This is a genomic window from Bacillus cereus group sp. BfR-BA-01453 (assembly GCF_022662915.1).
GTDB classification, from domain to species: Bacteria; Bacillota; Bacilli; order Bacillales; family Bacillaceae_G; genus Bacillus_A; species Bacillus_A paranthracis.
Map to the genome: position 1 here is coordinate 12,756 of NZ_JAKUEN010000022.1, position 20,956 is coordinate 33,711.

Here is a 20,956-nt window from a genome sequence, read left to right on the forward strand (position 1 = left end):
GAAATTCAAATTTATAATAACAATGTTACAATTGCTCTTGCTGTCATATCTGCTAACCATGCAGGGCAGCCCATCTTTTTAAGCTGGTTTGATATAGCTGTTGTAATAGTTCCGCTAAAACCAATGACTACATTAAGAGTTTTAACAACTACAGTATAACTCAAATATCCTTTTAATGCTTTTTTACTGTCCCATGAAATTGGTAATTTATCAACATATTGTCTTACACTTCTATCCCAAGCAACTCTCCCAATTCTATTTAGATTTTTTAACATTTGTTTTGCTGCTATCTTTGCCGCTTGAGACTTAGGACCGTATTGTGGACCATCAACATTTTTGATTGATAATGGTAATGCTTCTCCAGGAACTTCTTTAGCTAATTCTTGTTCAATCCCTGTCATAATATCTTCAATTGAAATATTATTTTCTTTCAATTCTTTTTCTAATTTTAGTAAATCTAAAATTTCTTCTTGGCTTAATCTTTCATCAACTGTTTCAAATCCTGAGGCTTTCACTTCTTGTACATTAAAGGTTAATGGGGCTGCAACGCCAAACATAAATGTACCCGCTAAAACTGCACTAATAATTTTTTTTGTTTGTTTGTTATTCATGTGGAAATTACCTCCTAAAAATAATATTATTTGTCAAAATTGTAAAATAAAACATTTGTATTTAATAGACTATTTTAATAGTTTTTAATTTGATATAATAGTAATTATTGTAAAATATTACCTTGGAACTAATTTGGACAGGTAGTCATTTTTGCTCTGATTTATTTGTAGATGGGGGTTTACATGATAAAAAATAAAAGGATTTGCTACAGGTTACATGTTAGTTTAATGAAAAAAGAAATTCTAAGGAGTTTTCCTCCGACTTGAACGATCCTATAGCAAAGTGGTATCCATTTTCATAGGGTGGAGAGGCTTATTTATGTGCAAAAGAAAAACCCACTGTATTTTCATGACAGCGGGTTTTTGTGTTCGGGTAAATAAGAAGTAAGGTTTCCAAGATAACTGAAAAAATAGAACAGGTGGTTAGAGTTTATCACATTCTTTTTTTGAATGAGCATGCAATATTACATACTAACAGAAATACCTCTATTTTCCATTTGATAAATTATGTTGTAAATATTACTAATATTAACAATAATTAAATAAATATTTCTACAAATTCAAAATATTTACAAAAATAACAAAAGTGATACATTTAAGGTGCGAGTTATAAAAAATATTAAGGGGGATTTATTATGTTCAAGAAATTAGTAGTTGGAACATTAGCAACTGGTATTATGTTATCTGGTGCAGGTGGAGCGATGGCTGCAACACCTAATACTGATAGTGCAAAGACAGATAAGGTTACTATGGCAGCGGAAAAGAAATATATTAAGATAGGAGGCTATGCAACTATAGATGATGTGCCAAATGTGACTGTATTATATGGTATTAAGTGGTATTTAAAAAAAGCAACTCAAGAAGATGATGGCACATGGACAGGACATTTTGAAGGCTGGTATTAATTAATAAAATCTATTTATAATAAAAAGCCTCTTATAAAGGGGCTTTTTATCTGTGTAAAATCATAAGAAAAGACACCCTAAGGTGCCTTCCTCCGACTTGAACCACTTTAATAATATGTATTGGACGCCAATCCAAATATTATTGTTCGTGTTAAGTAATATTTGTTTATTTGTATAAAATAAAACTAATATGTAACCTGATTTTTATGTTATACTGTAATTACCTAAGTTATTATTGCGCATGGGATTTCCTTCCCCTGTGCTTTTTTTATTTTAAAGATTAATGATGATCTTTTTCTTACTCCAGAAATTAGGCGTGAATTGTAATTTTAATTTCTCACCTATAGGTTGTTCAAACACAAGAGTTCCTGCAACTTGTCCTTTGGGCGCTAATTGACCAGAATTAAGTGCGGTATTTTGATTGATCATTGATAAGGTCGGTCTAGTGATATTACCTTGGCTATTTCTCATTTCGAAGTCAAGCGTATTGTATGAGATATCTTCTTTACCACCATTATAGATGTTTACCGCTACCAATACGTATTCATGTCCCTGTCTTGGTTTATCGAATTCTCCACCAGGAGATTTTTTAACTTCGGTTACAGTTAATCTGTGATCACCTAATTTAATAGTCTCGCCAATCGAATATTCCTTCTTCGAATCTTTTTCAGCATCTTTAACTTCATGACCTTTGGCTGTAACTTCTTGAGCTTGGTATTTAGTCTTCGGATCACCAAATACTAATATCAATGCACAAAAAAATAAGAAAGAACCGACTAAAATGAAGCTACCCCATCCAATATATTCCCAAACCTTTGATTTCTTTTCAACTTCCACCTGTATTTCTCCCCTTATATATTAGATTTTAATAATAAGATAGTATCAAAATTTCCATTATTTGAGTACAAGATATTTAGAATATACAAAAAAAGAGAGCTTTGCCCTCTAATTTTGATTAACATAACGTATGATTAAGCAGATACAGCAGCTTTATCTTTACGGAAGATTCCCATTAATCCACCAATCAATAATAATACTCCTGGTAATAAGTAAATTACAGAAATACAAATAAATCCGCCGATAGCAGCAACAGTCATCATGATACCGCCAGCTTTAGCTTTACTTCTCACCATAACAGAACCAACGATTCCTAAGATTGATAGGCCTACAGCTCCCCACCCTAAACCAATAACAGTATTTGCGCCATCAGCCTCTAAAGCAGATCCAAGCCCACCGATAAATAATGCGATAAATGCACATAGAATTCCAAAAATACCACCAATAAGTCCTAATACAAATTCAGCTGTTCGTTTCATTTTAAATTCTCCTACGTATGTAATTATTGAAGATTAACTCTAATCTCTTTTGAAGATAAGAAGTTAGGTTTAAATATTAATTGAAGTTTCGGATCGCCTTGTTTCGCTTCAAAGGCAATACTTCCTGTAACTTTCCCGTTCGGAGCAAGTTGTCCGGCATTTAATTGTGTATTTTGATTTACAGTAGTAAATGTTTCGTTCACAATATTACCTTCACTATTTTGCAAAGTGAAATCGAAGGGGTTATAACCAATTTCTTCTTTACCACCATTTTCAATAGTTAAGTTAGCTATTATAAATTCATGGCCCTCTTTAGGTTTATCGAACTCTCCACCTTGAGACTTTTCAATGTTGGAAACAGTTAATTTGTGATTACCCAATTGAATTGTTTCTCCAACTTTAAATTCTTTTTTCTCTTCTTTCTTCTCACTTGGTTGTTCCGTTTTCTTTTCATTGGTAGAGACTTTCTTTGCTGATTCGTCCGTATCTCCACATGCAGCCAAGCTAAGAGCAAGTGCCCCAGTTAAAGCAATTGTACCTAGTTTTTTGTACATCTCAGTTCCTCCAATTATGAAAAATGTAAGATTTCCGAGATTATCATAACAGAAATGGTTACAACTATTTTGTCATATTATGTCGAATGAAAATAAAAAAGAGAACCGAATGGCTCTCTTGGTAGGATTGGTAAAATTATGTAAAATCTTACCTCTAGAAAATGGAAATGATTTCTTCTAAAATGAAAACAAATCATAGTATTTCTTTGTTTTCATGTAGCATTTTTACATACAACGAAACTTGTTTTGCAAAACGTCCTTTCTGACGACCGTCAAGCTCTTCATAAGCTTTTTTGATGTCTTTTTGCAATAATGATAGTAATGCATCATCTTGTTCGTTCTCGAACCCGAGAAGTGTGTCTGTAGATATGCGAAAAATAGATGCTAAGGTTTTGATACTTTCTACATCCGGTTGATGACGATCTGTTTCCCAATGTTTCATTTGACCATGACTAAAGCCATATTTATCAGCAAAATCTTCTTGAGTTAAACCTGTCTTTTTTCTAAAGAATTTAATAGTTTGTCCTAAAGTTTTCATACTTTGAGTATAGTTATTCCAACATTTGCATACCACAAAAGTTAGATATACTAACTTTTTAAGTAATTAAGTTAGAATTTCATGAAAAGATATTTTTCTATAGAACGAATGTTTGTTTGGTGGTAAAATATGCATGTGAGGTCTTTATACGTTTCATTCTCGATATATAGTTTTATTTTTATGCCATGCGAAAAATGTTGATATATAGCGATTTTAAAACTTTCTCAATATTTTTCTGATAACCACACGACTGAATTTTGGAAAAAATGTGATATTATGAAAATAACAAAATAAACGGACGTAAAAAAAAGACCCATGACTGTGCAAGTGGTGCTACCAACACCCTTACACCGTCCCCTAACCGCAGTAGGGAAACACTTGTCATAAGTCTCATACATAATTATAACACACATCTTAGATATAGTGACGCGTTTTCCTTAAATGTAACAAACTGGGTATAACGTGTCTTTTGTTCCGAAAAAGGGGAGCAATTTCATGCAAAAAGTGTTAAGCAAGATATCAGATGATATGGATAGCAAAAACATTAATAGAACTCAACTTGTAAAAAGAATCGACATAGATGGTGCTACATTATCAAGATTCTTAAAAGGAAAACATCAACTCGTTTTTAATAAGTATGGAGTAATTTTAAAAGAAGTGTATCCTGATGATGTTAATGTGAGAAGGAGTTTTTGCCGTAAATATTCTAGCGTCCTGAAGAGACAAGGGAATAAAAAGATAGCTGTATATTATTTGTTAGCGCACGGGGAATTAGATACCGTAGCGGAACTGTTAAACGAAACAATAATTAAGCACGATTGGGAAAAGGTATGTAGATTAATATATCTACGTTACAAAGGCGATCTATCTGGGGATGAACTATTAAAGGTTTATAAAGAAAAAGTAGAGGGTATTAAATCAAAAAATGTTGAATTTGAGATTCTCAAGGGGATTGTACTTCTTCATATTAGATATGATCAGAAAAACTATAAGTCGATGATACGACTTTCTGAAGAATTACATGAGAAGGTTGAAGAGTTGGAAGATAACTACGCTAAGGAATTTTTAAAATTTAAAATACAAGAAGCTACTATTTACGGATTGTTAACATGTAATGAGATTCCAAGATTAAGAAGTGTATGCCATGAAATAATAAATGATGAAAGTTCAGATATGTTATTTCCTATCTTTAAAGCAACAGCGTACGGTGTGCTGGGAGAGTCGTATATCTTTACGGATTACTATAAATCATTAGGATATTTAAATGCTGCTGCAAGCATTATAACGAATGGCCCTGGTAATCAAATGATGAAGAGGAAAAACATGATATTGAATACGATTGATTTCTTGAAGATACATTGGAAGGTAGAGCTGGATAATATCAACCCTAAGGATGAGGTTGAAAAGGCCTATTTAGAAATACAAAAGGGTAATTGTGAAAAGGCGATAAGTATACTAGAAGATGTAATTGAAAATAAAGGGAAACTTAGCGCTTTCGGTTTAACTTATCTGGGGATAGCAAAGGGGAATGATCCGCAGATACTAAGTGATGCCTTGGATTTATTCGAGCGATCTTCTGATATTTTTTATTCATATTTAGTTAAGAAAAACCTAGGAATAATATCCCAAAAATGTTATAATTTAGTCGGGTGATGCTAAATGAAAAAAGTACTATCGCTAATCACAAGCGTAGCATTAGCTGGCGGTTTCTTATTCGCACCAGCTGATAACAAAGAGCAACCAAAACAAGTTGCTAAAGAAACACAAAATGTAATTTTATATGCAGAGGATCCTGGAACAGGGATTTAATTTTATAGATATATAAGAATGACGTCTTCTCTTGCAGAAGACGTCATTCGTCATTTTTGGGGTTATTGAACTTTTAGTTAAAAATATATTAAAGTTCAATAAATGTGAATTTATTCACAAACTACTATGAAGATACTGGAGGATGTTGGGGATGGAAAAGTATTCAGAATTAGAAGTGTTAATTAGTAAGGCAAAGAGTGGGGATCAAGAAGCGATTGCAGCTTTAAATGTAATTAAGGAGCAAATAAATCAATTCCAACAGGAAGTTTAAATAAAAAATAGACGATTGTTAGCTGAATATCGCCATCAATCGTCTAAACTGTTTACTGCACCTTTAATCATGTTCAATATTAGTTTTTGTTTATCTTCATCAAGTTTTTCTATCTTACTGATCATGTCGTGTAATTCTGTTTTAACTTCTGACGACTGACTTTCATCTAGGTTTTTATAATTAGAAAGCCCCATTACATAGTCTGCAGATACATTACCTAAGTTTGAAATCTTAGATACAGTTTCTCTAGAAGGTTTCTTCTTACCCGATTCAATTAAGGATACCATTCCTTTACTTACTTCAATAGCATCAGCGAAACTTTGCTGACTCATAGCTAAGTTATTCCTGATTTCTTTAACACGAATACCAATAATGTTTTCCATCATTTAAAAACTCCCCTTTAATTGGACTACTAAAAGTAGTTCCCTCATATAAAATGTAACAGAAAAGTTTACTCAAAGACAACTTTTATTTTTATTTTATGATTTTTTTAAAATTTTATGTTTACTTTAGGTAAACGTTGTTATATAATCAAATTAACGAAACGAATAAAGGTGATTAACATGGCGAAATTAAATACGAAAAAGGCTAAACAGATACGTTTGAAGCTAGGTTATAGTCAAGAAGAAGTAGCTAAACACCTAGAATGCACAAAAGGATCTTACTGCCAAATGGAACTTGGTTATCGACAGCCTAGCCTTGATAAACTAGGGAGATTATCAAAATTATACAAGGTATCGACAGATGAACTTTTAGAATTAAGTTAACTAGAGGTAGTCAAATTTTTTTAAAGTTACGTTTACCTAAGGTAAACTTTCAGGAGGAAAGAAAATGAATCAATTAAAAGTTGTACAACATCCGGAAAGTGAATTTGTTTTTATGGAAGGAAACAAAGTTGTTACAGATAGCCTAACAATCTCTCAAATGTTTGGTAAGCGTCATAATCATGTAATGAGAGATATCGAAATTCAAATCGAAAAGTTACTTGAAGCAGGAGAACAACAATGGGGTATCACCAACTTTGGGGAGACCCAATACCAACACCCACAAAACAAACAATGGTATGACAAATACAACTTAACAGAGGATGCATTCGCAATCGTCGCAATGAGCTACATAACACCAGAAGCAATGAAGATGAAAATCAAATTTCTAAATGAGTTCAAACGAATGAAAGAACACATCCAAAAGATGCAACAGCAGCCAATCAGTATTGAAGATGCAGTAATCCATAGCATGAAGGAATTAAAGCAAATCAAAGAGCATCAGCAACAAACAGATGAAGAACTAAGTAAAGTGAAACATCTTTTAGATAACGAGGTTTGGCTTACTGAGCAAAACAAAGAAGCTGTACAACGAAAGGTTAAGCGTCGTGTATTCGAGCTAAAAGAAGAAGGTTACAGCAATGCTTCATATCAAGCGGTTTACGGAGCGTTAAAGAAACACTTCGGAGTGGCCAAATACGATAAGATTCCACGCAAATATTATCAGAACGCTATGAAATTTGTGTCTGGATGGTATCCGCCAGAAAGACCGATGGAAGGAGCAATGTAAATGATGGAAGAAAGCACATTCTCACACTTAATGGTACTGGTAATTGTCATTTTAACCGCAGGATTCATTCATCTGATGGATTGGATAGACAAAAGGTTTATGAAGGATGAAAAGTGATGGATAGACAGCAGCGGGACAAAGAAGAGAAAGCAAACATCATCAAAATGATACGAGAGTTACGAGCTAAAGGGATACATAACAGCGCAGATAAGGTTGAGGAAATGCATAAGGAGTTTATAACTCTAGCTAAATGATAAAAACCCTACATGTTGAGATGCAGGGCGATAAAAAGATAGTAGTTTTAGATTTCGGAAAAAGAAATCTTGAGGTGTAATTAGCTTAACATATAATTTACTAAAACTCTATATAAAGATTTTATGAAATTACGAACATAGACAAGCCTTCGCTTGTCGGAATATTCAGGAATCTAATGGTATCCCCCACCTAGTAAATGGGTTCCTGGATATTCCGATGCGTGAAAGCATCAAAACAAAAGAAAACCAGCCGATTACCCCTAATCGACTGGTTCAAGAAACGACGCAATATTTGTACCTCTATTATATCACAGTCGTTTCTTCCAAGTAAATAAGGAGGAATGTGGAAATGAAAGATGTTTTAGACAAGCAAAAAGAACGTGCAATCGAAACTTTAAAACAAATGTCTGAAAAGGAACAAGACAGCGTAAGAAAGCTAGATATCGACTATGTAATTACAGTTTTAACAAATAAACCGCATGGCGCTATGCCGTTCTAGGAGGATATGAAAATGAAATTATATGAACTTACTTCTAATTATAGAGAGTTACAAATGATGATCGAGGATGGTGTAGATCCATCAACATTAGCCGATACGCTACAAGCGATTGAGGAAAGTATCCAGGATAAAGTGCAAAACATAGCTTTAGTAATCCGTAACCTTGAAGCTGATGTAGATGCTATCAAAGCAGAAGAAAAGCGCCTAGCAGAACGAAGAAAGGCAATAAAAAACAATTGTAAGGGACTAAAAGATTACTTGTATCAACAAATGGTAGCAACTGATTTAAAACGCATTAAAGGAACAATCGTAACAGTAGGCATTCAAAAGAATCCAGCAAGCTTAGATATCGCGGAGGATGCGGTTGTGCCACCAGAATACATGATTCCTCAGCCGCCTAAAGTTGATAAGAAGTTATTACTCGCAGCGGTTAAAGATGGGATGCAGTGGGATGGAATTACATTACGTCAGAGTGAAGGAGTTCGGATCCGATGAATAAGAGCGAAACTATCACTGAATTAGCCAAAGCGTTAGTAAAGTTCAACTCAGAAGTTAACAAAATAGCGAAGGATGCAGACAATCCTTTCTTTAAAAATAATTACGCAACGCTAGACACAATTATAGATGAAATTAGACCAATCCTTTCTAAACACGGATTAAGCATCATGCAAATACCAAGTGGTGACGGTCAAAACGTAACATTAAAAACGCTTCTCTTACACGAGAGTGGTGAATGGCTAGAGTCAGACGAATTAACAATGAAGCCAGTAAAGAACGATCCACAAGCGGTAGGGAGTTGCATCACATACGCTCGGCGATATTCATTAGCAGCATTCCTTAGTTTGAATACAGGTGAAGATGATGATGGTAACAGTGCTACTTATGGGAAAGGTAACAAACCTAATCAAAAAAGTAACAGTGGAAAAGCCTCAAATAAACCGCAAGGAAGTGGCGGTAACGGTAAGGCGTCTGAGAAACAAATGAAGATGATACACGCAAAAATAGCGCATGTATCGACATTAACGCAAACGGATAAACAAACAGTTGAAGATACTTTAAAAGGCAATATCAATGCTGATAATTTAAGTGATTTAAGCTCACAGTTAGCATCTAAAGCAATACAAGTATTATCTGGTTGGGAAACACAATACAGCCAAGCGGGATAAGGAGTGAAAAACCTATGTTAGATAAAAATCAATCGAAAGTCGTCCTTCCGGCGTGGGTGAGGAAGGGCGCACGAAACGAAAAGGAAGTAAGAGCGAAGGCGATTGAGTACATTACTCCCGATCGCTACCCAGGATATAAAATCATCAAAATTCAAGGCGATATAGCGGTATGCGAAAGGGACGTGATGTGATGAGTTTTCAATGGAATAAACATAATCAAGATACAAGCAAGCCAATTCCAGTAAGAGGTTACAACCTTACTAAATTACTTAAACGTGTTAGGGAATTAGAAGAAGACGGATATGAACATGTAAAACCATATCAAAAGATTTATAAACAAAGAAAAAGTTTCGATTACGATATGAGTCGTAACTTTGGTAATGGTGGATATAAATTTAACGGGTACACAGATACAGTTGAGTATTTGTTTGTGATGAAGAAGGTGAACTAAATGGCAGATGTTAAATGGATAAAACTCTCTACTAGCATGTTTGAAGATGAAAAAATTCGATTGATTGAAAGTTTACCAGATGCAGACACACTACTAATCATTTGGATTAAATTGTTGTCTCAAGCGGGCAGAACAAATGCCAATGGTTACATCTTTTTAAGTGAAAACATTCCTTTCACAGAAGAAATGCTTTCAACACTTTTTAATAGACCGATAGCGACAGTAAGACTTGCTCTACAAACGTTCAAACAGTTTGGAATGATAGACATCACAGACGATCAGTACATATGTATTTCAAATTGGGAGAAACATCAAAACGTTGATGGACTAGAGAAAATACGTGAACAAAACCGATTACGTAAGCAAAAACAAAGGGAAAAACTCAGGTTAGAGACGTCACGTGACAGTCACGGGACAATCACGCAGAGTCACGCAACAGATATAGAAGAAGATAAAGAATTAGATATAGATAAAGAAAAAGATAAGAAGAAGAAAATAAAACCTTCTCGTCACAAGTTTGAAACTTGCGACACCAACGAGGCTAAGTATTTGTTTGAAAAAATTAAGGGTAACAATCCTAAACAAAAAGAGCCTAACTTCGATTCATGGGCTAATGAATTTAGATTAATGCGAGAACGTGATAACAGAGAACCGCAAGAGATTAAAGATGTTATTGATTGGTGCCAAGCAGATCCATTTTGGCAAGGGAATATCTTATCTCCTAAAAAGCTACGTGAAAAGTTCGATCAACTAACTATTCAAATGAATTCTAAAAAAGGAGCGAAGAACAATGCAGAGAGCGGAACTGGCAATACCAACCGATATAGCCAAAAAGGTGAATATGACTATGGATTCTGATGTGTGTGATAAGCATGGCATGAATAAGATGAAGTTTGGTGGACAAGTTGTTTGCCCTCGCTGTTTCCTTGAAAACGAAAGTAAGAAACTTCAGCAACAAGAACAAGCGAAATACGATGCAGATAAGGCGAACGAGAAGAAATTCATGTTTCATCAACAAAGTATGATCGCCGATAGCAACATTAAGAAAGCTAACTTTGAAAACTACCAACCTACTAGCGAGGAAGGAGCGAAGAACCTAGAACTCGCAAAGGTCATCGCTACGGATTATCTCAATGGAAAGGTGTTTAACACAATTATGGCCGGGAATTGCGGAGCAGGGAAAACGCATCTTGCTTATGCTATAGCGGATCAGCTTGCAGGAGCAGGGAAGTCAGTTGTCTTCGTCACAGTTGGCGAATTGCTTAGGAAGATTAAAAGTACATTCAGTAAAGATTCTACATTAACTGAAGATGCAATTATAAGAGGATTAGTAAGAGCGGAAGTATTAATAGTCGATGATTTAGGAGCAGAGCTAGGTGCATTAGATGCAAATACAAAAGCGACAAACTTCATTAATAGGGTGCTATTCGATGTTTTCGATGGTAGGCAAGGTAAATCTACTATCTTTACGACAAACCTCACAGGGAAGCGTTTAGATGAGGCATACGACGAGCGGATTGTATCACGGATTCTCAATAATTTCAGAACAATCACTTTCAAAGAAACAAAGGATTATAGAAGAAAGGCATTGCCATTTTAAAAAGGGGGGAATTGAAATGTGTGCATGTAACGGAACGGGAATCATTCAGAACGACATTGGAATGGGTATGTATCAATTTGGACCATGTATTTGCGAAGCAGCCAATCAAACGCATGAGGAAGTGGATAGAAAACGTCATGCCGTTATGGCAGAGCTAAGAGAGATTCATAAATTACAACTGGAGGGGAAATGGGATGCCAAGACTTGGAACGGATTTGGAAAAGGAGAATTACACAATGGCGTTGCAGCAGGGGAAGTACATGAAGAAATCGCGTCGTAATTTATATATCGCTTTAGAAGAGTTGGACTTAGTGTTTGATGAAAGCGAAGTGATTCAATTAAGGAAAATGTGGGATGAGGATAAAGATATCCTTGAAATAGCAAAAGAATTAGGAAGGCATCAATTAGAAATCGCTGCATTAATCATGGATCAGGCAGATAAGAACAAAATCAAATCGCGTCCAATGGGATTAGGGGCATGAAGCAACTAACACTGGAGGATGTAGTTGGAAGTTTTGATTATAACGCAACAAGTACAGCGGACAAATTTTTGAAGCGTAATAGCGTTATGACGTACTCAGTAGAGTTTTACGATAAAAACGAAAAGTGGAAGCTTCGTTGGTTTGAAGCAAAGTCCGAGTGCGCAGCTATAGAAATGGCTAAAAAGAAATACGGAAAGATACAGATTATCACTACGTATATTTCGGATAGAACTTTAGAGGAGATTATGAAATTGGATTAGGAGGCATAGCGTCATGACGATAAATAGATGGCTAGAAAAGGAAGATTATCAAGCAGCCGAGAAGAACGGCATTGGCTACTGTATGTTATATCGTAGGGTGTATCAAATGGGATGGGATATTGATAAGGCAATTAATACACCGCCTCGGAAATATCAATTTAGAGAACAAAAGTGGTTAAAAGTAGCGTTAGAAAATGGAATTAAAAAGAAGACATTTTTAACTCGTGTTTATAAAGGGATGTCACCAGAGGAAGCAGCGAAAAAGCCTGTAAATAAATTAAGAGTAACAATGGAAGATATGGTCAATTTAGCTCAAGAGAAAGGTATTTCATATCACACATTTAGTACAAGAGTATTAAAAATGGGATGGAGTCCACAAAGGGCGGCGACTACACCTACAAGGAGATCCAAGAAGAAAAGAAGCTAGGAGGCAACATGGACAGGAAACAAATCTACATCGATGTTTTACTACAAAAAGGAATTTATAAAGAGGAAAAGACGGGTCGACAACTTTATGAGATGACTGAACAAGAGCTGTGGAATCTAATAAAAGGAGTGTATCAGGAATGAAGTTAAGAGTGAAAATTAAGCGAGTGAAAGATGTAGAAATGCCAAAATATGCGAAGCCGGGTGATAGTGGCTTTGATCTTGTAGCAGCAGAGGACACAATTATATGGCCGGGCGAAACGAAGGTTGTACCAACTGGATTAGCTTTCGAGATTCCGCCAGGATACGAGTTGCAAGTGCGCCCGCGTAGCGGTATGACGCGTAATACAAAGTTAAGAGTGGTACTTGGAACGGTGGATAGTGGCTACCGTGGAGAGGTTGGGGTGCTGGTTGATAACACTGAAAGACCAATAAGTTTAAATATGCAAGCTCATGTGATTGAAAAAGGAACACGTATTGCTCAAGGCGTCATAGCGCCAGTGGTAACAGCTCATTTTGTAGAAGTGGACGAGCTATCGGATAGTGAGCGCGGCGTTGGTGGGTTTGGATCTACAGGAACAAAGTAAGACCAAATTTGAATTTTGTATAAAAATTAAAGAAGCCTATACTGCGATATAGTATAGGCCGAGGGACTAAAATTAATCTGTTATTAATTTCGAATAGATATTTAAATCGATAAGCTTCCCAGCTGAGATTTCGCTTTTTCTTAGAGTCCCTTCAAAAGTGAATTGTAATTTTTGTAATACTTTTATGGAGTTCACATTTTCAGGTTCAACTTTTGCTTCGACACGATTTAGTTTCAAATGTGTAAAAGCATAATCTAATAGGGCAGAAATCGCTTCAGGGGCATATCCCTTGCCCCAAAAGGATTTCGAAATATCATAGCCAATTTCTGTTTTTGAGTTTTTGAAATCTAAGGAATTATAACCGCATGAACCGATGATTTGGTTAGATTCTTTTTCAATAATAGTAAAACGCATAGCTTTATTATTTTGAGCCAGTTCATTGAGGAAATGAATCATATCTTTCGCTTGGTTTTCATCAGTGAAATTACTTATATTCATGAATTTTGTAACGTCAGGATCAGACCATATTCTAAATAAGCTTAATGAATCTGATTCTTTCATTTGTCTTAAATGCAATCTTTGTGTGTGTAGTTCTGTAATCAATACTTTTACCTCCATTATGTTGTTGTGATAGGTAGATTAAAAATATTGATATCTGCGCATAATTCAGTCCCTTCTGGATTATTTAACTTTTATTATACAGAAAATTACTAAATTGAACAAAAGTGTTATTTTAAAGCAAAAGGCAGTTAGGACTCCCTAGCTGCCGTGGACTTCAAATTATATGCGTTATGTAGTTTAGATTAATATTCTATATAAAGTGATTGTAACTGCCATTAGAATTAAAAATTCGAATAAAATCATAGAATATTTTTTCTCGGGTTTTTGAAATTCTTTAATTAAGCCAAATATTGCGCCTATACCAAAGATAATATATAGACAAATTACTATGGTTTCTATCATTTTTAACACTCCTAATTAATGGTTAATTTTATTATACAGTTATTAATTTGAATGTTAAGAAACCCTAATGAGAATTAAGGTGAATTTAAACAAAATAGTTATTTGAGAGGGGAATGAAAAATGGAAGCTTACAAAATAGCAACTCTTGATGTAATGGGATATAGCTATGGAGATATGTACTTTTTAGATTATAAGAAAGCTGAAAGTGAGTTTTATGAGCGATTAGGTTCAGTCATCCAAGATCGTGAAGAATTAGCAGAACCAGAAGATATTGATGGGAACTCTCCATGGAAAATAGAGAAAGTTCCTCACAAAGAAAACTTAATTAAGCGGGCTTACTATCTAATATGGGAAGAAACTTGCGGATATGAAGGTTGTGAATCGAGCATTATCGGTGAAGAAATTGTATTTGAAAAGATTCATATAAACTAAACAAAATTCTTATTTGAGAAAATTTAAATATAAAAAGAGCGCTAATCAAGAGCGCTCCTTATACCTAATTATAATGAAAGTGAAGAGCTCACATTCACATTATACAGAAAGGTAGTATTAAAGTATGTAAAAGTATGAAATTGGTGAATGGATTCAAACAAAATCTTTATTTTAATTGGTTCAGCCCCTTGAAGGGCGCTCCAAGGGGCTAAGATTCGAGAACTTTTAAACTCTTGTTTAATTACATGAAAGCTCCCTAAGGAGAATCTATGGTATTTTAACACTCAAATAATTATTTTGACAACTATATATTGATCAAAAGAAACCCCGATTATCCACGGGGCTTCTAAGGGTAAGTGTCAAGTAATGACGTACTCGACTAATTAAACATATCATGAATTTTTTGGTAGAAATACTGGTAAATGTGTCCAAATGCATGAGGGCATTATTTTCAAAGAAAACGCTATTTGGCAAAAAAGGAGTGGATCATAAGGTGAGAAAAGTAGAGATAACGGTCGAAGAAAGATTAGTAAGTTCAGTATCATATGAATTTACGTTACCGGAACATATATCAGAAAAAGAAATGGACATCATAATTGCTCGTGTAGAAGCCCTTTCAGATTGTGCAGATGATGTTGTACATCTATTGGAAAAAGAAATAGCTGGTTTAGAGATTAATAAGACAGATGAATTAGGCCCAGAAGTAGCAATGGTAGAAATAATTGACTACGACATAGAAGAAAAGTAAGTGTAAAGGGGCATGGGGAAATGATTGAACCAGTGGAGATCGAAGGCCAGTTATCAATATTTGATATGGATGAAACAAAAATTAAACTGTATGAAGTCTTAGGAGCGAATGGTTACCATTGCGAGATTAGGAGTTATTACCTACACAATGATTACTTAGGTGAGGTTAAATACTTTTTCGTTAGAACAACTGATGACAAGATCATCGACATGTGTTTGAGTCAGTTTCCAGAAATATTTACGGTGTATGAGGGATTCAGTGAAATTGAGATCAAGAAGATATACAAAGGAAGATTACAATAAAAATTTCATTTTGTCATAAATAAAAAGGCGGTTGTTTCCGCAACCACCTTTTTATAACACAGAGCAACTTTTTCAAATATAAATTATGAATGATATTAGAAAAAGTTATAGGACTTAAGCCTATTTTTATAATTAAAGTGACGAGCTCAAATTATAAGAAAGGACTAGTTTATAATACGAAATATTGTTTGGAATGGTTACTAATAAAAGAACAGCTAGCAAAAGCTAACTGTTCGGTTCTCCAAGGGGGAAAGGAGAAAAGATTACTGTGTCATCTACATTATTGACGGAATATTTAGTTTTATTCAGGGAGACAGAAATAGTATATGTACAAACTGTAGATTGAATTAGATGAAAAACAACATAGTTGCGGCGTAGCAAGATAAAACTGAAATGATAGAAAACATGGTTTTAAGTTTTCGGCGTTCTTGTTCATTCTCGGTAGCAAACGAAATATATTTTCGTATTCCAAATGCTAGGATCCAAACGCCAAATGTTAAACCAACTATCCCAACAAAAAACTGAGAGTTTGGAAATGAAGTATGATTTGTAGCAGATAAAAGTACAGTTTTAATGGATAAATAGCAAAATGTTGTTAAAAGTGAGCAATATATGATAGCGATAATCCATTTATTCATAATAGCTACCTCCTTTTAATAATGGAAAATTTATGTAATCTTAAAATATTATATCATGGAGATTTTTAATTGTATGTAATGAAAAAACTCAACAAAATAATCCTTTTACGAAAAAAGGCCCCGTTGTCTCCAACAGGACCTTTCCTAAAATGGCAAAGAGTAACTCTTACCTTACTCTTCCGCTATATAATACACAAAATACGTATAGATTTGTAGAACAAGAAATTCCAATATAATTATTTTAATATACGAAATTAATGTATTTCAGCGAAATTAAACATCAGGAATTAAATTACAAATGTTGATTTATCAATGAATATAAATGATAGGATAGAAAATGATGATTAATAAAAGGATATTACGATAATAAAATATGAAATATTGCATTTTTAATTGAAGTAGAAATTTACAAGTAGGAAGCGAGGAATAACAATGGGACTAGGGAACCGTGGGATGGCATTTGAAATGCTTATCAATCTAGCTAATGAAATGTATCAAAGAGGGGGAGTGGCGCTTATAAACAAGCGGCCGACTCCTGTGAAGGTGTTGAAAAGTAAAGGTGGCCGTGTGCTAAATGGATTTTATGAAGCTAAAAGTACAGTAGACTATGACGGCGTGTATAAGGGACGAGCTATAGCATTCGAAGCGAAATCTACAGAGAATGCTACACGCTTTGATTTAAAGAACATTGCGCATCATCAGCTGGATTACCTGGAGAAAGCAGAGAAAATGGGGGCGATATGTTTCTTCCTAATTGAATTTAGTAAGGATAAATCAGTATTCGTGGTACCGCTATCGGTCATTCAATCTTATGTAAGGATGTCGCAGCAACCAAAGGGTAAGAAGTCTATACCAAGAGCAGACTTTGATATTTATGGATACTTAGTAGAACAGACAGAACGAACACCGATTGATTACTTGCAGTACGTTGATGAAGTAGTAGCACCAGTTATGTTTGATGGCATGATTCAATTTGATCAGGACCATAAGAAAGTAGCAAATAACATTGAAGAAGCGAAAGAGAAGATGATCAACAAGAAACGTAAATTATTAAAGGCTTAATGGATAACGGAACCATGCAGAGTGGATGGTGGGGCTGCTCGCTATGCATGTTTCCCTTATTCAACAAAGAGATAGTAAAATTTCACGTACCTTATGTGAATGTAAAAGATAAATTCAGAAATAGGGGGATTACAGATGGAGCAATTAGCATTCTTTCCGGAAATTACGAATGAGGAGTACAAAAGGATACAGAAGGAAGTAGCAAAGGCATTATTCAACTATAGAGCTTTAAAGGTTCGTATGATTAATCAGGAAGAGTGTGCAGCAGAGAATATTAGTAGTCCTTTTGTGGAAATACGTAATACGAAGAAAATAAAGGATATCAAGTACATTCAAATGAAGAGAGCGTTAGAACACGCGCTAGATCCAGAGCAGAGGGAGATCATTGAAAGGAAGTATCTTAACAATGGATTGATGAGCGATAAAGCAGTGAAGGCACAAATGATGATGGAGAATAACTGGTTCTATACCCAAAAGAGACATGCGATTATGGCACTTGCTGAAGCTTTGCTTATTATTTAAAAATACGGATAAAATGCGGATAAATTCACGATAAAGGAGCGGATAAGTAGATGCGCGATTCAAATTATCATTATCTTACAAGCTCTTTGAAAACCGCATATCGAAGAGGATTAGTACACCTATCAGTGAAACGTTCTTATGCGAGAATGTCACGGTAACGTATACCGCATAGTAGGGCGGGCAAGGCGGTAAGAACCCGCAAAAGACGAAAAGACCAATGAATGTATAACAATGACATATTCCAGTGTGGCGGGTGTGAGATAACTCGCATTCGTCATACTGTTTCTATTATATTTACCATTCAGCTCAGATGCGTCCTCTGGGTTGATAGTGAATATAAGTCTATTACTCTCTGTTATTTGTTTCTGGAAATGGAATGGGGTGGTTTATTTATGATTAAATGAACATCGCGTTTATGGAAAGAAAACAAATATTAAAATAGGCTTCTTCATCAATTTGAATAGGACATATAGCGATTACTCACGAATTCTCGCTGTGCAAGGAGCTTCCGCTCTTTGTTTAAGCCAATACAGCGGAAACATTCCCCTTCTGTCCCTCTAGTGTATTGGTTAAAACAAGGCGTCGGAAGAAACACATACGTCTTGATATAAATTAAAAACCCTTTATAAGAGAGTACCTAGCTCTCTTTGAACCGATGACAGCTCTTACGCATGGAGCGCCTACTGAACGTCGTCGGTTGAAAGAGGTTATGGAATTCTTGCTCTTTTCCCAGTCACCGAATACAGGGCGTGTAGCCAAAACAGTTGATGCGGTGGCTTGGAGAAGGTTGAGAGTAATCAGCCTTGATCTAAGAGAAACTTTGCCATTTGTTTTCTCTCTTTTCTCCCATCCCCTTGAAAGCTGTCACTTCGGTGATGGCTTTTTATCTATTATAGGATTTGTTTAGATTCTGTCGAATAGATAATAATTGGGAGGGGTTTAATATGATGACAATTAAACCAGGTGGTTGAATACGAATATTTAAGATTAAGCATCCATAACGGGTGCTTTTTTCTTTGTTATATAGAAATTACACATTAAACGTAGATTTGAACAAAATGGACATTTAAATAGAAAACTATCATCCTTAAAATAACCTTAATTTAACTATGGATTTAATAATACCTAAAAAATAAATGGTATAATTTTCTAAGAAGTTCAAATTAAGTTTATTTTAGAAAAGGGGTAGAGGAAAAATGTTTCAGAAGGTTAAATTTTATTTAATGAGCATCTTAATTAGTGCATTTTTAGGTGGAATTATCATAGGTGCTAATTTCTTGGTTCATAACATATATAATTTAGTTGCAGGTAAAGAATATCATTTTAATATGTGGTCTTCTATTATTATATTTAGTGTCGTATTCATTTCGGGTTTCGCGTACATGTTGAAGAAAGGGCCAGATATACTTGTTAATGATTAAACCAATAGCAATTATCGTAGGCGCTGCCGTGATTTGGGTGGCGTCTTGTTTGTTGTTAAGGAAAGATAAGCGCAAACGTGTTGCATTTAGTGAGAAGGGGTGAAGGAATGTTGATATATGTTGAGTTTATATTGCGTCCAATCTTTGAAGAGGTCGTTTCATCAATGAAATCGCAGGTATTGAATCGTAAACTGATGCTTATTAGAGCTAGGACTACTTGTTAGGGGTGAGAAGGAATGAAAAAAGCTATTTTAAAAAGCGTTAACGGTGATGTTCATATTATGAATGGACCAGCATTGTTAGCTTTGTATAAGAAACATGGTAATAAGTTATTTACAACAGATATTATTTTAGACATCAAAGATGACGATGGGAATATTATGGCGATGTTAAACGCTAAGTATGTAGTCTCGGTTGTATTCAATAATAAGTAACAAAACAAACGAACACAACGAAAGAAAAAGAAAAGCAAGAATCAAATGATTCCTGCTAGGTGGAGCGCGGCGATTAATCGACTGATAGCTGTGATTAATTCGCCAGTAGATGCTATGAATTCAGGCGAAACAGTAATGCTTAGTTTATTTTTGATTTCTATTTTCATAGTAACCTCTCCTTTAAAATAGTCTCATATATAAAGTAGCTATCCCATGACCTAATTGAACAAAAATGTGGATAGTTAACAAGGTGAAGTTTATGCAGGAAATAACGGTGATTAGGTGCTAAAAATGGCGTTTTTAAGCCGATGTATAAAATTATGAATACCTCTTATTCATCGGAAATTAAGAAAACGCTGATACCAAGGTATTTCCCGTTTACCTTATTAACATAATGCAAGTTATCGGCAGTCATTTTGTGTATATTATTCATTTCCCTGCATAAATTAGTTTTCGTTATGGATTTTTTAAAATATGATTCTTTTGAGATGGTTTTGTGGGAGTTCATATAAATAAAATAGAAACTCGCCATAAACATTTCTTATAACTAAGAATACTTATGTAAATATGGGAAGCAGATTTGATTCTTGGAATGAGGGGATCGATGTGGATATAACATATGCTATGGCGAGAATAGTGGTTAATGGGAAAGATCTTCCGTTTACTTCAGTTCGGACTACTGCGTGGATAAATGGACCTGCGAATGATTTAATTGTTACGACTAAGCAAAGAGTAGATGAGCTTTATCGGTTTATGTGGTCACGGGTGCCAGTCATGCTAACGATGTATTTTGTTCAGGGAGCGGATATAGTGAGATTTGCTCGAGTTGCAGGAGTTGATGAAAGTATAATGGGAGAATATATATATCATTTTATTTGGTGATAAACCAAACTTTAAGTAGCCTAACAGCTGCTTTTTTATTTTATAAAGAAAAAAGCCCATATGGGGCTAGATACTTTTCTTCATGCTGCATTTACGGCATTCTCTTATATAGATGAAATTTTTAACGGAACTTTTGAATGCGGTATTTCCGCAATTATCACAGCGACCACTGATTTTGTCAGGATGCTCTGTGTATGTATATATCTTGCTTAGATCGTACTTTTGTTCAGGTTCTTTCTTTTCCATTAGTCTCACCTACATATCAATCT

The 20,956-nt window shown here is 34.8% G+C and carries 39 protein-coding genes; 28 read left to right on the top strand and 11 right to left on the bottom strand.

What is annotated here, in order from left to right; all coding sequences use genetic code 11:
• Positions 1-11: 11 nt before the first annotated feature.
• Positions 12-611, bottom strand: coding sequence for a hypothetical protein (locus MR070_RS25005; RefSeq protein ID WP_001060801.1), 600 nt, complete (start codon positions 609-611; stop codon positions 12-14).
• A 635-nt stretch (positions 612-1,246) separates the two neighbouring features.
• On the opposite strand from MR070_RS25005, the gene MR070_RS25010 reads away from it, so the two are divergent.
• Positions 1,247-1,516 (top strand): LCI fold-containing protein, encoded by a 270-nt coding sequence (locus tag MR070_RS25010; RefSeq protein WP_242262163.1) that lies wholly within the window; start codon positions 1,247-1,249, stop codon positions 1,514-1,516.
• Positions 1,517-1,789: 273 nt separating this feature from the next.
• On the opposite strand, the gene MR070_RS25015 is transcribed toward MR070_RS25010, so the two are convergent.
• The 4 genes from MR070_RS25015 to MR070_RS25030 all read right to left on the bottom strand — a co-directional run bounded on the left by MR070_RS25015 (position 1,790) and on the right by MR070_RS25030 (position 3,924).
• Complete coding sequence (locus MR070_RS25015) at positions 1,790-2,353, bottom strand: DUF4352 domain-containing protein (protein WP_242262164.1); 564 nt, start codon at positions 2,351-2,353, stop codon at positions 1,790-1,792.
• 134 nt (positions 2,354-2,487) lie between these two features.
• Positions 2,488-2,832, bottom strand: a complete 345-nt coding sequence (locus tag MR070_RS25020) for a DUF4064 domain-containing protein (RefSeq protein ID WP_242262165.1) — start codon at positions 2,830-2,832, stop codon at positions 2,488-2,490.
• Between the two features lie 23 nt (positions 2,833-2,855).
• A complete protein-coding gene (locus tag MR070_RS25025; protein ID WP_242262166.1) occupies positions 2,856-3,386 on the bottom strand; it encodes a DUF4352 domain-containing protein in 531 nt (176 codons plus the stop codon).
• Positions 3,387-3,579: 193 nt separating this feature from the next.
• Positions 3,580-3,924, bottom strand: coding sequence for a helix-turn-helix domain-containing protein (locus MR070_RS25030; RefSeq protein ID WP_242262167.1), 345 nt, complete (start codon positions 3,922-3,924; stop codon positions 3,580-3,582).
• Between the two features lie 495 nt (positions 3,925-4,419).
• On the opposite strand from MR070_RS25030, the gene MR070_RS25035 reads away from it, so the two are divergent.
• From MR070_RS25035 to MR070_RS25045, 3 genes are all read left to right on the top strand, one after another.
• Positions 4,420-5,577, top strand: coding sequence for an AimR family lysis-lysogeny pheromone receptor (locus MR070_RS25035; RefSeq protein WP_242262168.1), 1,158 nt, complete (start codon positions 4,420-4,422; stop codon positions 5,575-5,577).
• A 6-nt stretch (positions 5,578-5,583) separates the two neighbouring features.
• Positions 5,584-5,733, top strand: a complete 150-nt coding sequence (locus MR070_RS25040; RefSeq protein WP_000757192.1) for a hypothetical protein — start codon at positions 5,584-5,586, stop codon at positions 5,731-5,733.
• Between the two features lie 151 nt (positions 5,734-5,884).
• Positions 5,885-6,004 (top strand): DNA polymerase III subunit delta', encoded by a 120-nt coding sequence (locus MR070_RS25045; RefSeq protein ID WP_242262169.1) that lies wholly within the window; start codon positions 5,885-5,887, stop codon positions 6,002-6,004.
• 35 nt (positions 6,005-6,039) lie between these two features.
• Here MR070_RS25045 and MR070_RS25050 read toward each other — a convergent pair whose 3' ends face one another.
• Positions 6,040-6,390, bottom strand: coding sequence for a helix-turn-helix domain-containing protein (locus tag MR070_RS25050; RefSeq protein ID WP_242262170.1), 351 nt, complete (start codon positions 6,388-6,390; stop codon positions 6,040-6,042).
• A gap of 177 nt (positions 6,391-6,567) precedes the next feature.
• On the opposite strand from MR070_RS25050, the gene MR070_RS25055 reads away from it, so the two are divergent.
• From MR070_RS25055 to dut, 16 genes are all read left to right on the top strand, one after another.
• Positions 6,568-6,771, top strand: coding sequence for a helix-turn-helix domain-containing protein (locus MR070_RS25055; RefSeq protein ID WP_242262171.1), 204 nt, complete (start codon positions 6,568-6,570; stop codon positions 6,769-6,771).
• 64 nt (positions 6,772-6,835) lie between these two features.
• Positions 6,836-7,558: a Rha family transcriptional regulator gene (locus MR070_RS25060; protein WP_242262172.1), complete on the top strand. Its 723-nt coding sequence runs from the start codon at positions 6,836-6,838 to the stop codon at positions 7,556-7,558.
• Positions 7,559-7,674: 116 nt separating this feature from the next.
• Positions 7,675-7,812 (top strand): hypothetical protein, encoded by a 138-nt coding sequence (locus tag MR070_RS25065; RefSeq protein ID WP_242262173.1) that lies wholly within the window; start codon positions 7,675-7,677, stop codon positions 7,810-7,812.
• A gap of 349 nt (positions 7,813-8,161) precedes the next feature.
• On the top strand, positions 8,162-8,311 hold the full coding sequence (locus MR070_RS25070) for a hypothetical protein (RefSeq protein ID WP_000655888.1): 150 nt from the start codon (positions 8,162-8,164) through the stop codon (positions 8,309-8,311).
• A gap of 12 nt (positions 8,312-8,323) precedes the next feature.
• Positions 8,324-8,806: a siphovirus Gp157 family protein gene (locus MR070_RS25075; RefSeq protein WP_242262174.1), complete on the top strand. Its 483-nt coding sequence runs from the start codon at positions 8,324-8,326 to the stop codon at positions 8,804-8,806.
• Positions 8,803-9,477: an ERF family protein gene (locus MR070_RS25080; RefSeq protein WP_242262175.1), complete on the top strand. Its 675-nt coding sequence runs from the start codon at positions 8,803-8,805 to the stop codon at positions 9,475-9,477. Before MR070_RS25075 ends, MR070_RS25080 begins: the two co-directional genes overlap by 4 nt.
• Positions 9,478-9,491: 14 nt before the next feature.
• The gene (locus MR070_RS25085; RefSeq protein ID WP_242262176.1) at positions 9,492-9,668 is read left to right on the top strand and encodes a hypothetical protein; all 177 of its coding nucleotides are present in this window, start codon (positions 9,492-9,494) and stop codon (positions 9,666-9,668) included.
• A complete protein-coding gene (locus MR070_RS25090; RefSeq protein WP_242262177.1) occupies positions 9,668-9,928 on the top strand; it encodes a hypothetical protein in 261 nt (86 codons plus the stop codon). Before MR070_RS25085 ends, MR070_RS25090 begins: the two co-directional genes overlap by 1 nt.
• Positions 9,929-10,786 carry a phage replisome organizer N-terminal domain-containing protein gene (locus MR070_RS25095; protein ID WP_242262178.1) on the top strand — a complete coding sequence of 286 codons (858 nt, stop codon included), beginning with the start codon at positions 9,929-9,931 and terminating at the stop codon, positions 10,784-10,786.
• Positions 10,770-11,528, top strand: a complete 759-nt coding sequence (locus MR070_RS25100) for an ATP-binding protein (protein WP_242262217.1) — start codon at positions 10,770-10,772, stop codon at positions 11,526-11,528. Before MR070_RS25095 ends, MR070_RS25100 begins: the two co-directional genes overlap by 17 nt.
• Positions 11,529-11,544: 16 nt before the next feature.
• Positions 11,545-11,808, top strand: coding sequence for a hypothetical protein (locus MR070_RS25105; RefSeq protein ID WP_242262179.1), 264 nt, complete (start codon positions 11,545-11,547; stop codon positions 11,806-11,808).
• Positions 11,723-12,010 (top strand): helix-turn-helix domain-containing protein, encoded by a 288-nt coding sequence (locus MR070_RS25110; RefSeq protein ID WP_242262180.1) that lies wholly within the window; start codon positions 11,723-11,725, stop codon positions 12,008-12,010. The genes MR070_RS25105 and MR070_RS25110 overlap by 86 nt, the downstream gene beginning before the upstream one ends.
• Entirely contained in the window at positions 12,007-12,270 is a 264-nt protein-coding gene (locus MR070_RS25115) for a hypothetical protein (protein ID WP_242262181.1), read from the top strand. Before MR070_RS25110 ends, MR070_RS25115 begins: the two co-directional genes overlap by 4 nt.
• Positions 12,271-12,283: 13 nt before the next feature.
• Positions 12,284-12,697, top strand: coding sequence for a hypothetical protein (locus tag MR070_RS25120; protein WP_242262182.1), 414 nt, complete (start codon positions 12,284-12,286; stop codon positions 12,695-12,697).
• Between the two features lie 8 nt (positions 12,698-12,705).
• Positions 12,706-12,840 carry a Fur-regulated basic protein FbpA gene (locus tag MR070_RS25125; protein WP_000375383.1) on the top strand — a complete coding sequence of 45 codons (135 nt, stop codon included), beginning with the start codon at positions 12,706-12,708 and terminating at the stop codon, positions 12,838-12,840.
• A complete protein-coding gene (dut, locus tag MR070_RS25130; protein ID WP_242262183.1) occupies positions 12,837-13,283 on the top strand; it encodes a dUTP diphosphatase in 447 nt (148 codons plus the stop codon). Before MR070_RS25125 ends, dut begins: the two co-directional genes overlap by 4 nt.
• 72 nt (positions 13,284-13,355) lie before the next feature.
• Here the strand turns inward: dut and MR070_RS25135 are convergent, their stop codons facing one another.
• Together MR070_RS25135 and MR070_RS25140 are read right to left on the bottom strand one after the other, a co-directional pair.
• The gene (locus MR070_RS25135) at positions 13,356-13,886 is read right to left on the bottom strand and encodes a GNAT family N-acetyltransferase (RefSeq protein ID WP_242262184.1); all 531 of its coding nucleotides are present in this window, start codon (positions 13,884-13,886) and stop codon (positions 13,356-13,358) included.
• A gap of 195 nt (positions 13,887-14,081) precedes the next feature.
• Positions 14,082-14,246: a hypothetical protein gene (locus MR070_RS25140; RefSeq protein WP_071735820.1), complete on the bottom strand. Its 165-nt coding sequence runs from the start codon at positions 14,244-14,246 to the stop codon at positions 14,082-14,084.
• Positions 14,247-14,366: 120 nt separating this feature from the next.
• On the opposite strand from MR070_RS25140, the gene MR070_RS25145 reads away from it, so the two are divergent.
• The 3 genes from MR070_RS25145 (at position 14,367) to MR070_RS25155 (ending at position 15,728) form a co-directional block, all read left to right on the top strand.
• Positions 14,367-14,678 carry a hypothetical protein gene (locus MR070_RS25145; RefSeq protein WP_242262185.1) on the top strand — a complete coding sequence of 104 codons (312 nt, stop codon included), beginning with the start codon at positions 14,367-14,369 and terminating at the stop codon, positions 14,676-14,678.
• A gap of 493 nt (positions 14,679-15,171) precedes the next feature.
• Positions 15,172-15,426: a hypothetical protein gene (locus MR070_RS25150; protein WP_242262186.1), complete on the top strand. Its 255-nt coding sequence runs from the start codon at positions 15,172-15,174 to the stop codon at positions 15,424-15,426.
• A gap of 20 nt (positions 15,427-15,446) precedes the next feature.
• A complete protein-coding gene (locus MR070_RS25155) occupies positions 15,447-15,728 on the top strand; it encodes a hypothetical protein (RefSeq protein ID WP_242262187.1) in 282 nt (93 codons plus the stop codon).
• A gap of 347 nt (positions 15,729-16,075) precedes the next feature.
• Here the strand turns inward: MR070_RS25155 and MR070_RS25160 are convergent, their stop codons facing one another.
• The gene (locus tag MR070_RS25160) at positions 16,076-16,366 is read right to left on the bottom strand and encodes a hypothetical protein (protein WP_242262188.1); all 291 of its coding nucleotides are present in this window, start codon (positions 16,364-16,366) and stop codon (positions 16,076-16,078) included.
• A gap of 432 nt (positions 16,367-16,798) precedes the next feature.
• Between MR070_RS25160 and MR070_RS25165 the strand changes: the two genes are divergently transcribed.
• From MR070_RS25165 to MR070_RS25180, 4 genes are all read left to right on the top strand, one after another.
• A complete protein-coding gene (locus tag MR070_RS25165; protein WP_242262189.1) occupies positions 16,799-17,428 on the top strand; it encodes a Holliday junction resolvase RecU in 630 nt (209 codons plus the stop codon).
• Positions 17,429-17,563: 135 nt separating this feature from the next.
• A complete protein-coding gene (locus MR070_RS25170) occupies positions 17,564-17,950 on the top strand; it encodes an ArpU family phage packaging/lysis transcriptional regulator (RefSeq protein ID WP_242262190.1) in 387 nt (128 codons plus the stop codon).
• Between the two features lie 1,196 nt (positions 17,951-19,146).
• Positions 19,147-19,371, top strand: a complete 225-nt coding sequence (locus MR070_RS25175; RefSeq protein ID WP_098906870.1) for a hypothetical protein — start codon at positions 19,147-19,149, stop codon at positions 19,369-19,371.
• Between the two features lie 236 nt (positions 19,372-19,607).
• Complete coding sequence (locus MR070_RS25180) at positions 19,608-19,805, top strand: hypothetical protein (RefSeq protein ID WP_242262191.1); 198 nt, start codon at positions 19,608-19,610, stop codon at positions 19,803-19,805.
• A gap of 41 nt (positions 19,806-19,846) precedes the next feature.
• On the opposite strand, the gene MR070_RS27095 is transcribed toward MR070_RS25180, so the two are convergent.
• On the bottom strand, positions 19,847-19,972 hold the full coding sequence (locus MR070_RS27095; protein WP_277931339.1) for a hypothetical protein: 126 nt from the start codon (positions 19,970-19,972) through the stop codon (positions 19,847-19,849).
• A 400-nt stretch (positions 19,973-20,372) separates the two neighbouring features.
• Here MR070_RS27095 and MR070_RS25185 point away from each other — a divergent pair, with 400 nt between their 5' ends.
• Positions 20,373-20,687 (top strand): hypothetical protein, encoded by a 315-nt coding sequence (locus MR070_RS25185; protein WP_242262192.1) that lies wholly within the window; start codon positions 20,373-20,375, stop codon positions 20,685-20,687.
• A gap of 66 nt (positions 20,688-20,753) precedes the next feature.
• Here MR070_RS25185 and MR070_RS25190 read toward each other — a convergent pair whose 3' ends face one another.
• Positions 20,754-20,933, bottom strand: a complete 180-nt coding sequence (locus tag MR070_RS25190) for a DUF8096 family protein (RefSeq protein WP_242262193.1) — start codon at positions 20,931-20,933, stop codon at positions 20,754-20,756.
• Between the last annotated feature and the right edge of the window lie 23 nt (positions 20,934-20,956).

What these genes read in the sequence shown, in the direction of transcription:
- MR070_RS25100 (WP_242262217.1), top strand. Translation starts at nt 10,770, where the DNA reads ATGACTATGGATTCTGATGTGTGTGATAAGCATGGCATGAATAAGATG.
- MR070_RS25085 (WP_242262176.1), top strand. Translation starts at nt 9,492, where the DNA reads ATGTTAGATAAAAATCAATCGAAAGTCGTCCTTCCGGCGTGGGTGAGG.
- MR070_RS25190 (WP_242262193.1), bottom strand. Translation starts at nt 20,933, where the DNA reads ATGGAAAAGAAAGAACCTGAACAAAAGTACGATCTAAGCAAGATATAT.
- MR070_RS25125 (WP_000375383.1), top strand. Translation starts at nt 12,706, where the DNA reads ATGGACAGGAAACAAATCTACATCGATGTTTTACTACAAAAAGGAATT.
- MR070_RS25155 (WP_242262187.1), top strand. Translation starts at nt 15,447, where the DNA reads ATGATTGAACCAGTGGAGATCGAAGGCCAGTTATCAATATTTGATATG.
- MR070_RS25090 (WP_242262177.1), top strand. Translation starts at nt 9,668, where the DNA reads ATGAGTTTTCAATGGAATAAACATAATCAAGATACAAGCAAGCCAATT.
- MR070_RS25180 (WP_242262191.1), top strand. Translation starts at nt 19,608, where the DNA reads ATGAAAAAAGCTATTTTAAAAAGCGTTAACGGTGATGTTCATATTATG.
- MR070_RS25050 (WP_242262170.1), bottom strand. Translation starts at nt 6,390, where the DNA reads ATGATGGAAAACATTATTGGTATTCGTGTTAAAGAAATCAGGAATAAC.
- MR070_RS25025 (WP_242262166.1), bottom strand. Translation starts at nt 3,386, where the DNA reads ATGTACAAAAAACTAGGTACAATTGCTTTAACTGGGGCACTTGCTCTT.
- MR070_RS25075 (WP_242262174.1), top strand. Translation starts at nt 8,324, where the DNA reads ATGAAATTATATGAACTTACTTCTAATTATAGAGAGTTACAAATGATG.
- MR070_RS25175 (WP_098906870.1), top strand. Translation starts at nt 19,147, where the DNA reads ATGTTTCAGAAGGTTAAATTTTATTTAATGAGCATCTTAATTAGTGCA.
- MR070_RS25035 (WP_242262168.1), top strand. Translation starts at nt 4,420, where the DNA reads ATGCAAAAAGTGTTAAGCAAGATATCAGATGATATGGATAGCAAAAAC.
- MR070_RS25105 (WP_242262179.1), top strand. Translation starts at nt 11,545, where the DNA reads ATGTGTGCATGTAACGGAACGGGAATCATTCAGAACGACATTGGAATG.
- MR070_RS25045 (WP_242262169.1), top strand. Translation starts at nt 5,885, where the DNA reads ATGGAAAAGTATTCAGAATTAGAAGTGTTAATTAGTAAGGCAAAGAGT.
- MR070_RS25170 (WP_242262190.1), top strand. Translation starts at nt 17,564, where the DNA reads ATGGAGCAATTAGCATTCTTTCCGGAAATTACGAATGAGGAGTACAAA.
- MR070_RS25070 (WP_000655888.1), top strand. Translation starts at nt 8,162, where the DNA reads ATGAAAGATGTTTTAGACAAGCAAAAAGAACGTGCAATCGAAACTTTA.
- MR070_RS25165 (WP_242262189.1), top strand. Translation starts at nt 16,799, where the DNA reads ATGGGACTAGGGAACCGTGGGATGGCATTTGAAATGCTTATCAATCTA.
- MR070_RS25185 (WP_242262192.1), top strand. Translation starts at nt 20,373, where the DNA reads ATGGGAAGCAGATTTGATTCTTGGAATGAGGGGATCGATGTGGATATA.
- MR070_RS25145 (WP_242262185.1), top strand. Translation starts at nt 14,367, where the DNA reads ATGGAAGCTTACAAAATAGCAACTCTTGATGTAATGGGATATAGCTAT.
- dut (WP_242262183.1), top strand. Translation starts at nt 12,837, where the DNA reads ATGAAGTTAAGAGTGAAAATTAAGCGAGTGAAAGATGTAGAAATGCCA.
- MR070_RS25140 (WP_071735820.1), bottom strand. Translation starts at nt 14,246, where the DNA reads ATGATAGAAACCATAGTAATTTGTCTATATATTATCTTTGGTATAGGC.
- MR070_RS25055 (WP_242262171.1), top strand. Translation starts at nt 6,568, where the DNA reads ATGGCGAAATTAAATACGAAAAAGGCTAAACAGATACGTTTGAAGCTA.
- MR070_RS25040 (WP_000757192.1), top strand. Translation starts at nt 5,584, where the DNA reads ATGAAAAAAGTACTATCGCTAATCACAAGCGTAGCATTAGCTGGCGGT.
- MR070_RS25115 (WP_242262181.1), top strand. Translation starts at nt 12,007, where the DNA reads ATGAAGCAACTAACACTGGAGGATGTAGTTGGAAGTTTTGATTATAAC.
- MR070_RS25080 (WP_242262175.1), top strand. Translation starts at nt 8,803, where the DNA reads ATGAATAAGAGCGAAACTATCACTGAATTAGCCAAAGCGTTAGTAAAG.
- MR070_RS25065 (WP_242262173.1), top strand. Translation starts at nt 7,675, where the DNA reads ATGGATAGACAGCAGCGGGACAAAGAAGAGAAAGCAAACATCATCAAA.
- MR070_RS27095 (WP_277931339.1), bottom strand. Translation starts at nt 19,972, where the DNA reads ATGAAAATAGAAATCAAAAATAAACTAAGCATTACTGTTTCGCCTGAA.
- MR070_RS25030 (WP_242262167.1), bottom strand. Translation starts at nt 3,924, where the DNA reads ATGAAAACTTTAGGACAAACTATTAAATTCTTTAGAAAAAAGACAGGT.
- MR070_RS25120 (WP_242262182.1), top strand. Translation starts at nt 12,284, where the DNA reads ATGACGATAAATAGATGGCTAGAAAAGGAAGATTATCAAGCAGCCGAG.
- MR070_RS25020 (WP_242262165.1), bottom strand. Translation starts at nt 2,832, where the DNA reads ATGAAACGAACAGCTGAATTTGTATTAGGACTTATTGGTGGTATTTTT.
- MR070_RS25095 (WP_242262178.1), top strand. Translation starts at nt 9,929, where the DNA reads ATGGCAGATGTTAAATGGATAAAACTCTCTACTAGCATGTTTGAAGAT.
- MR070_RS25005 (WP_001060801.1), bottom strand. Translation starts at nt 611, where the DNA reads ATGAATAACAAACAAACAAAAAAAATTATTAGTGCAGTTTTAGCGGGT.
- MR070_RS25010 (WP_242262163.1), top strand. Translation starts at nt 1,247, where the DNA reads ATGTTCAAGAAATTAGTAGTTGGAACATTAGCAACTGGTATTATGTTA.
- MR070_RS25110 (WP_242262180.1), top strand. Translation starts at nt 11,723, where the DNA reads ATGCCAAGACTTGGAACGGATTTGGAAAAGGAGAATTACACAATGGCG.
- MR070_RS25060 (WP_242262172.1), top strand. Translation starts at nt 6,836, where the DNA reads ATGAATCAATTAAAAGTTGTACAACATCCGGAAAGTGAATTTGTTTTT.
- MR070_RS25160 (WP_242262188.1), bottom strand. Translation starts at nt 16,366, where the DNA reads ATGAATAAATGGATTATCGCTATCATATATTGCTCACTTTTAACAACA.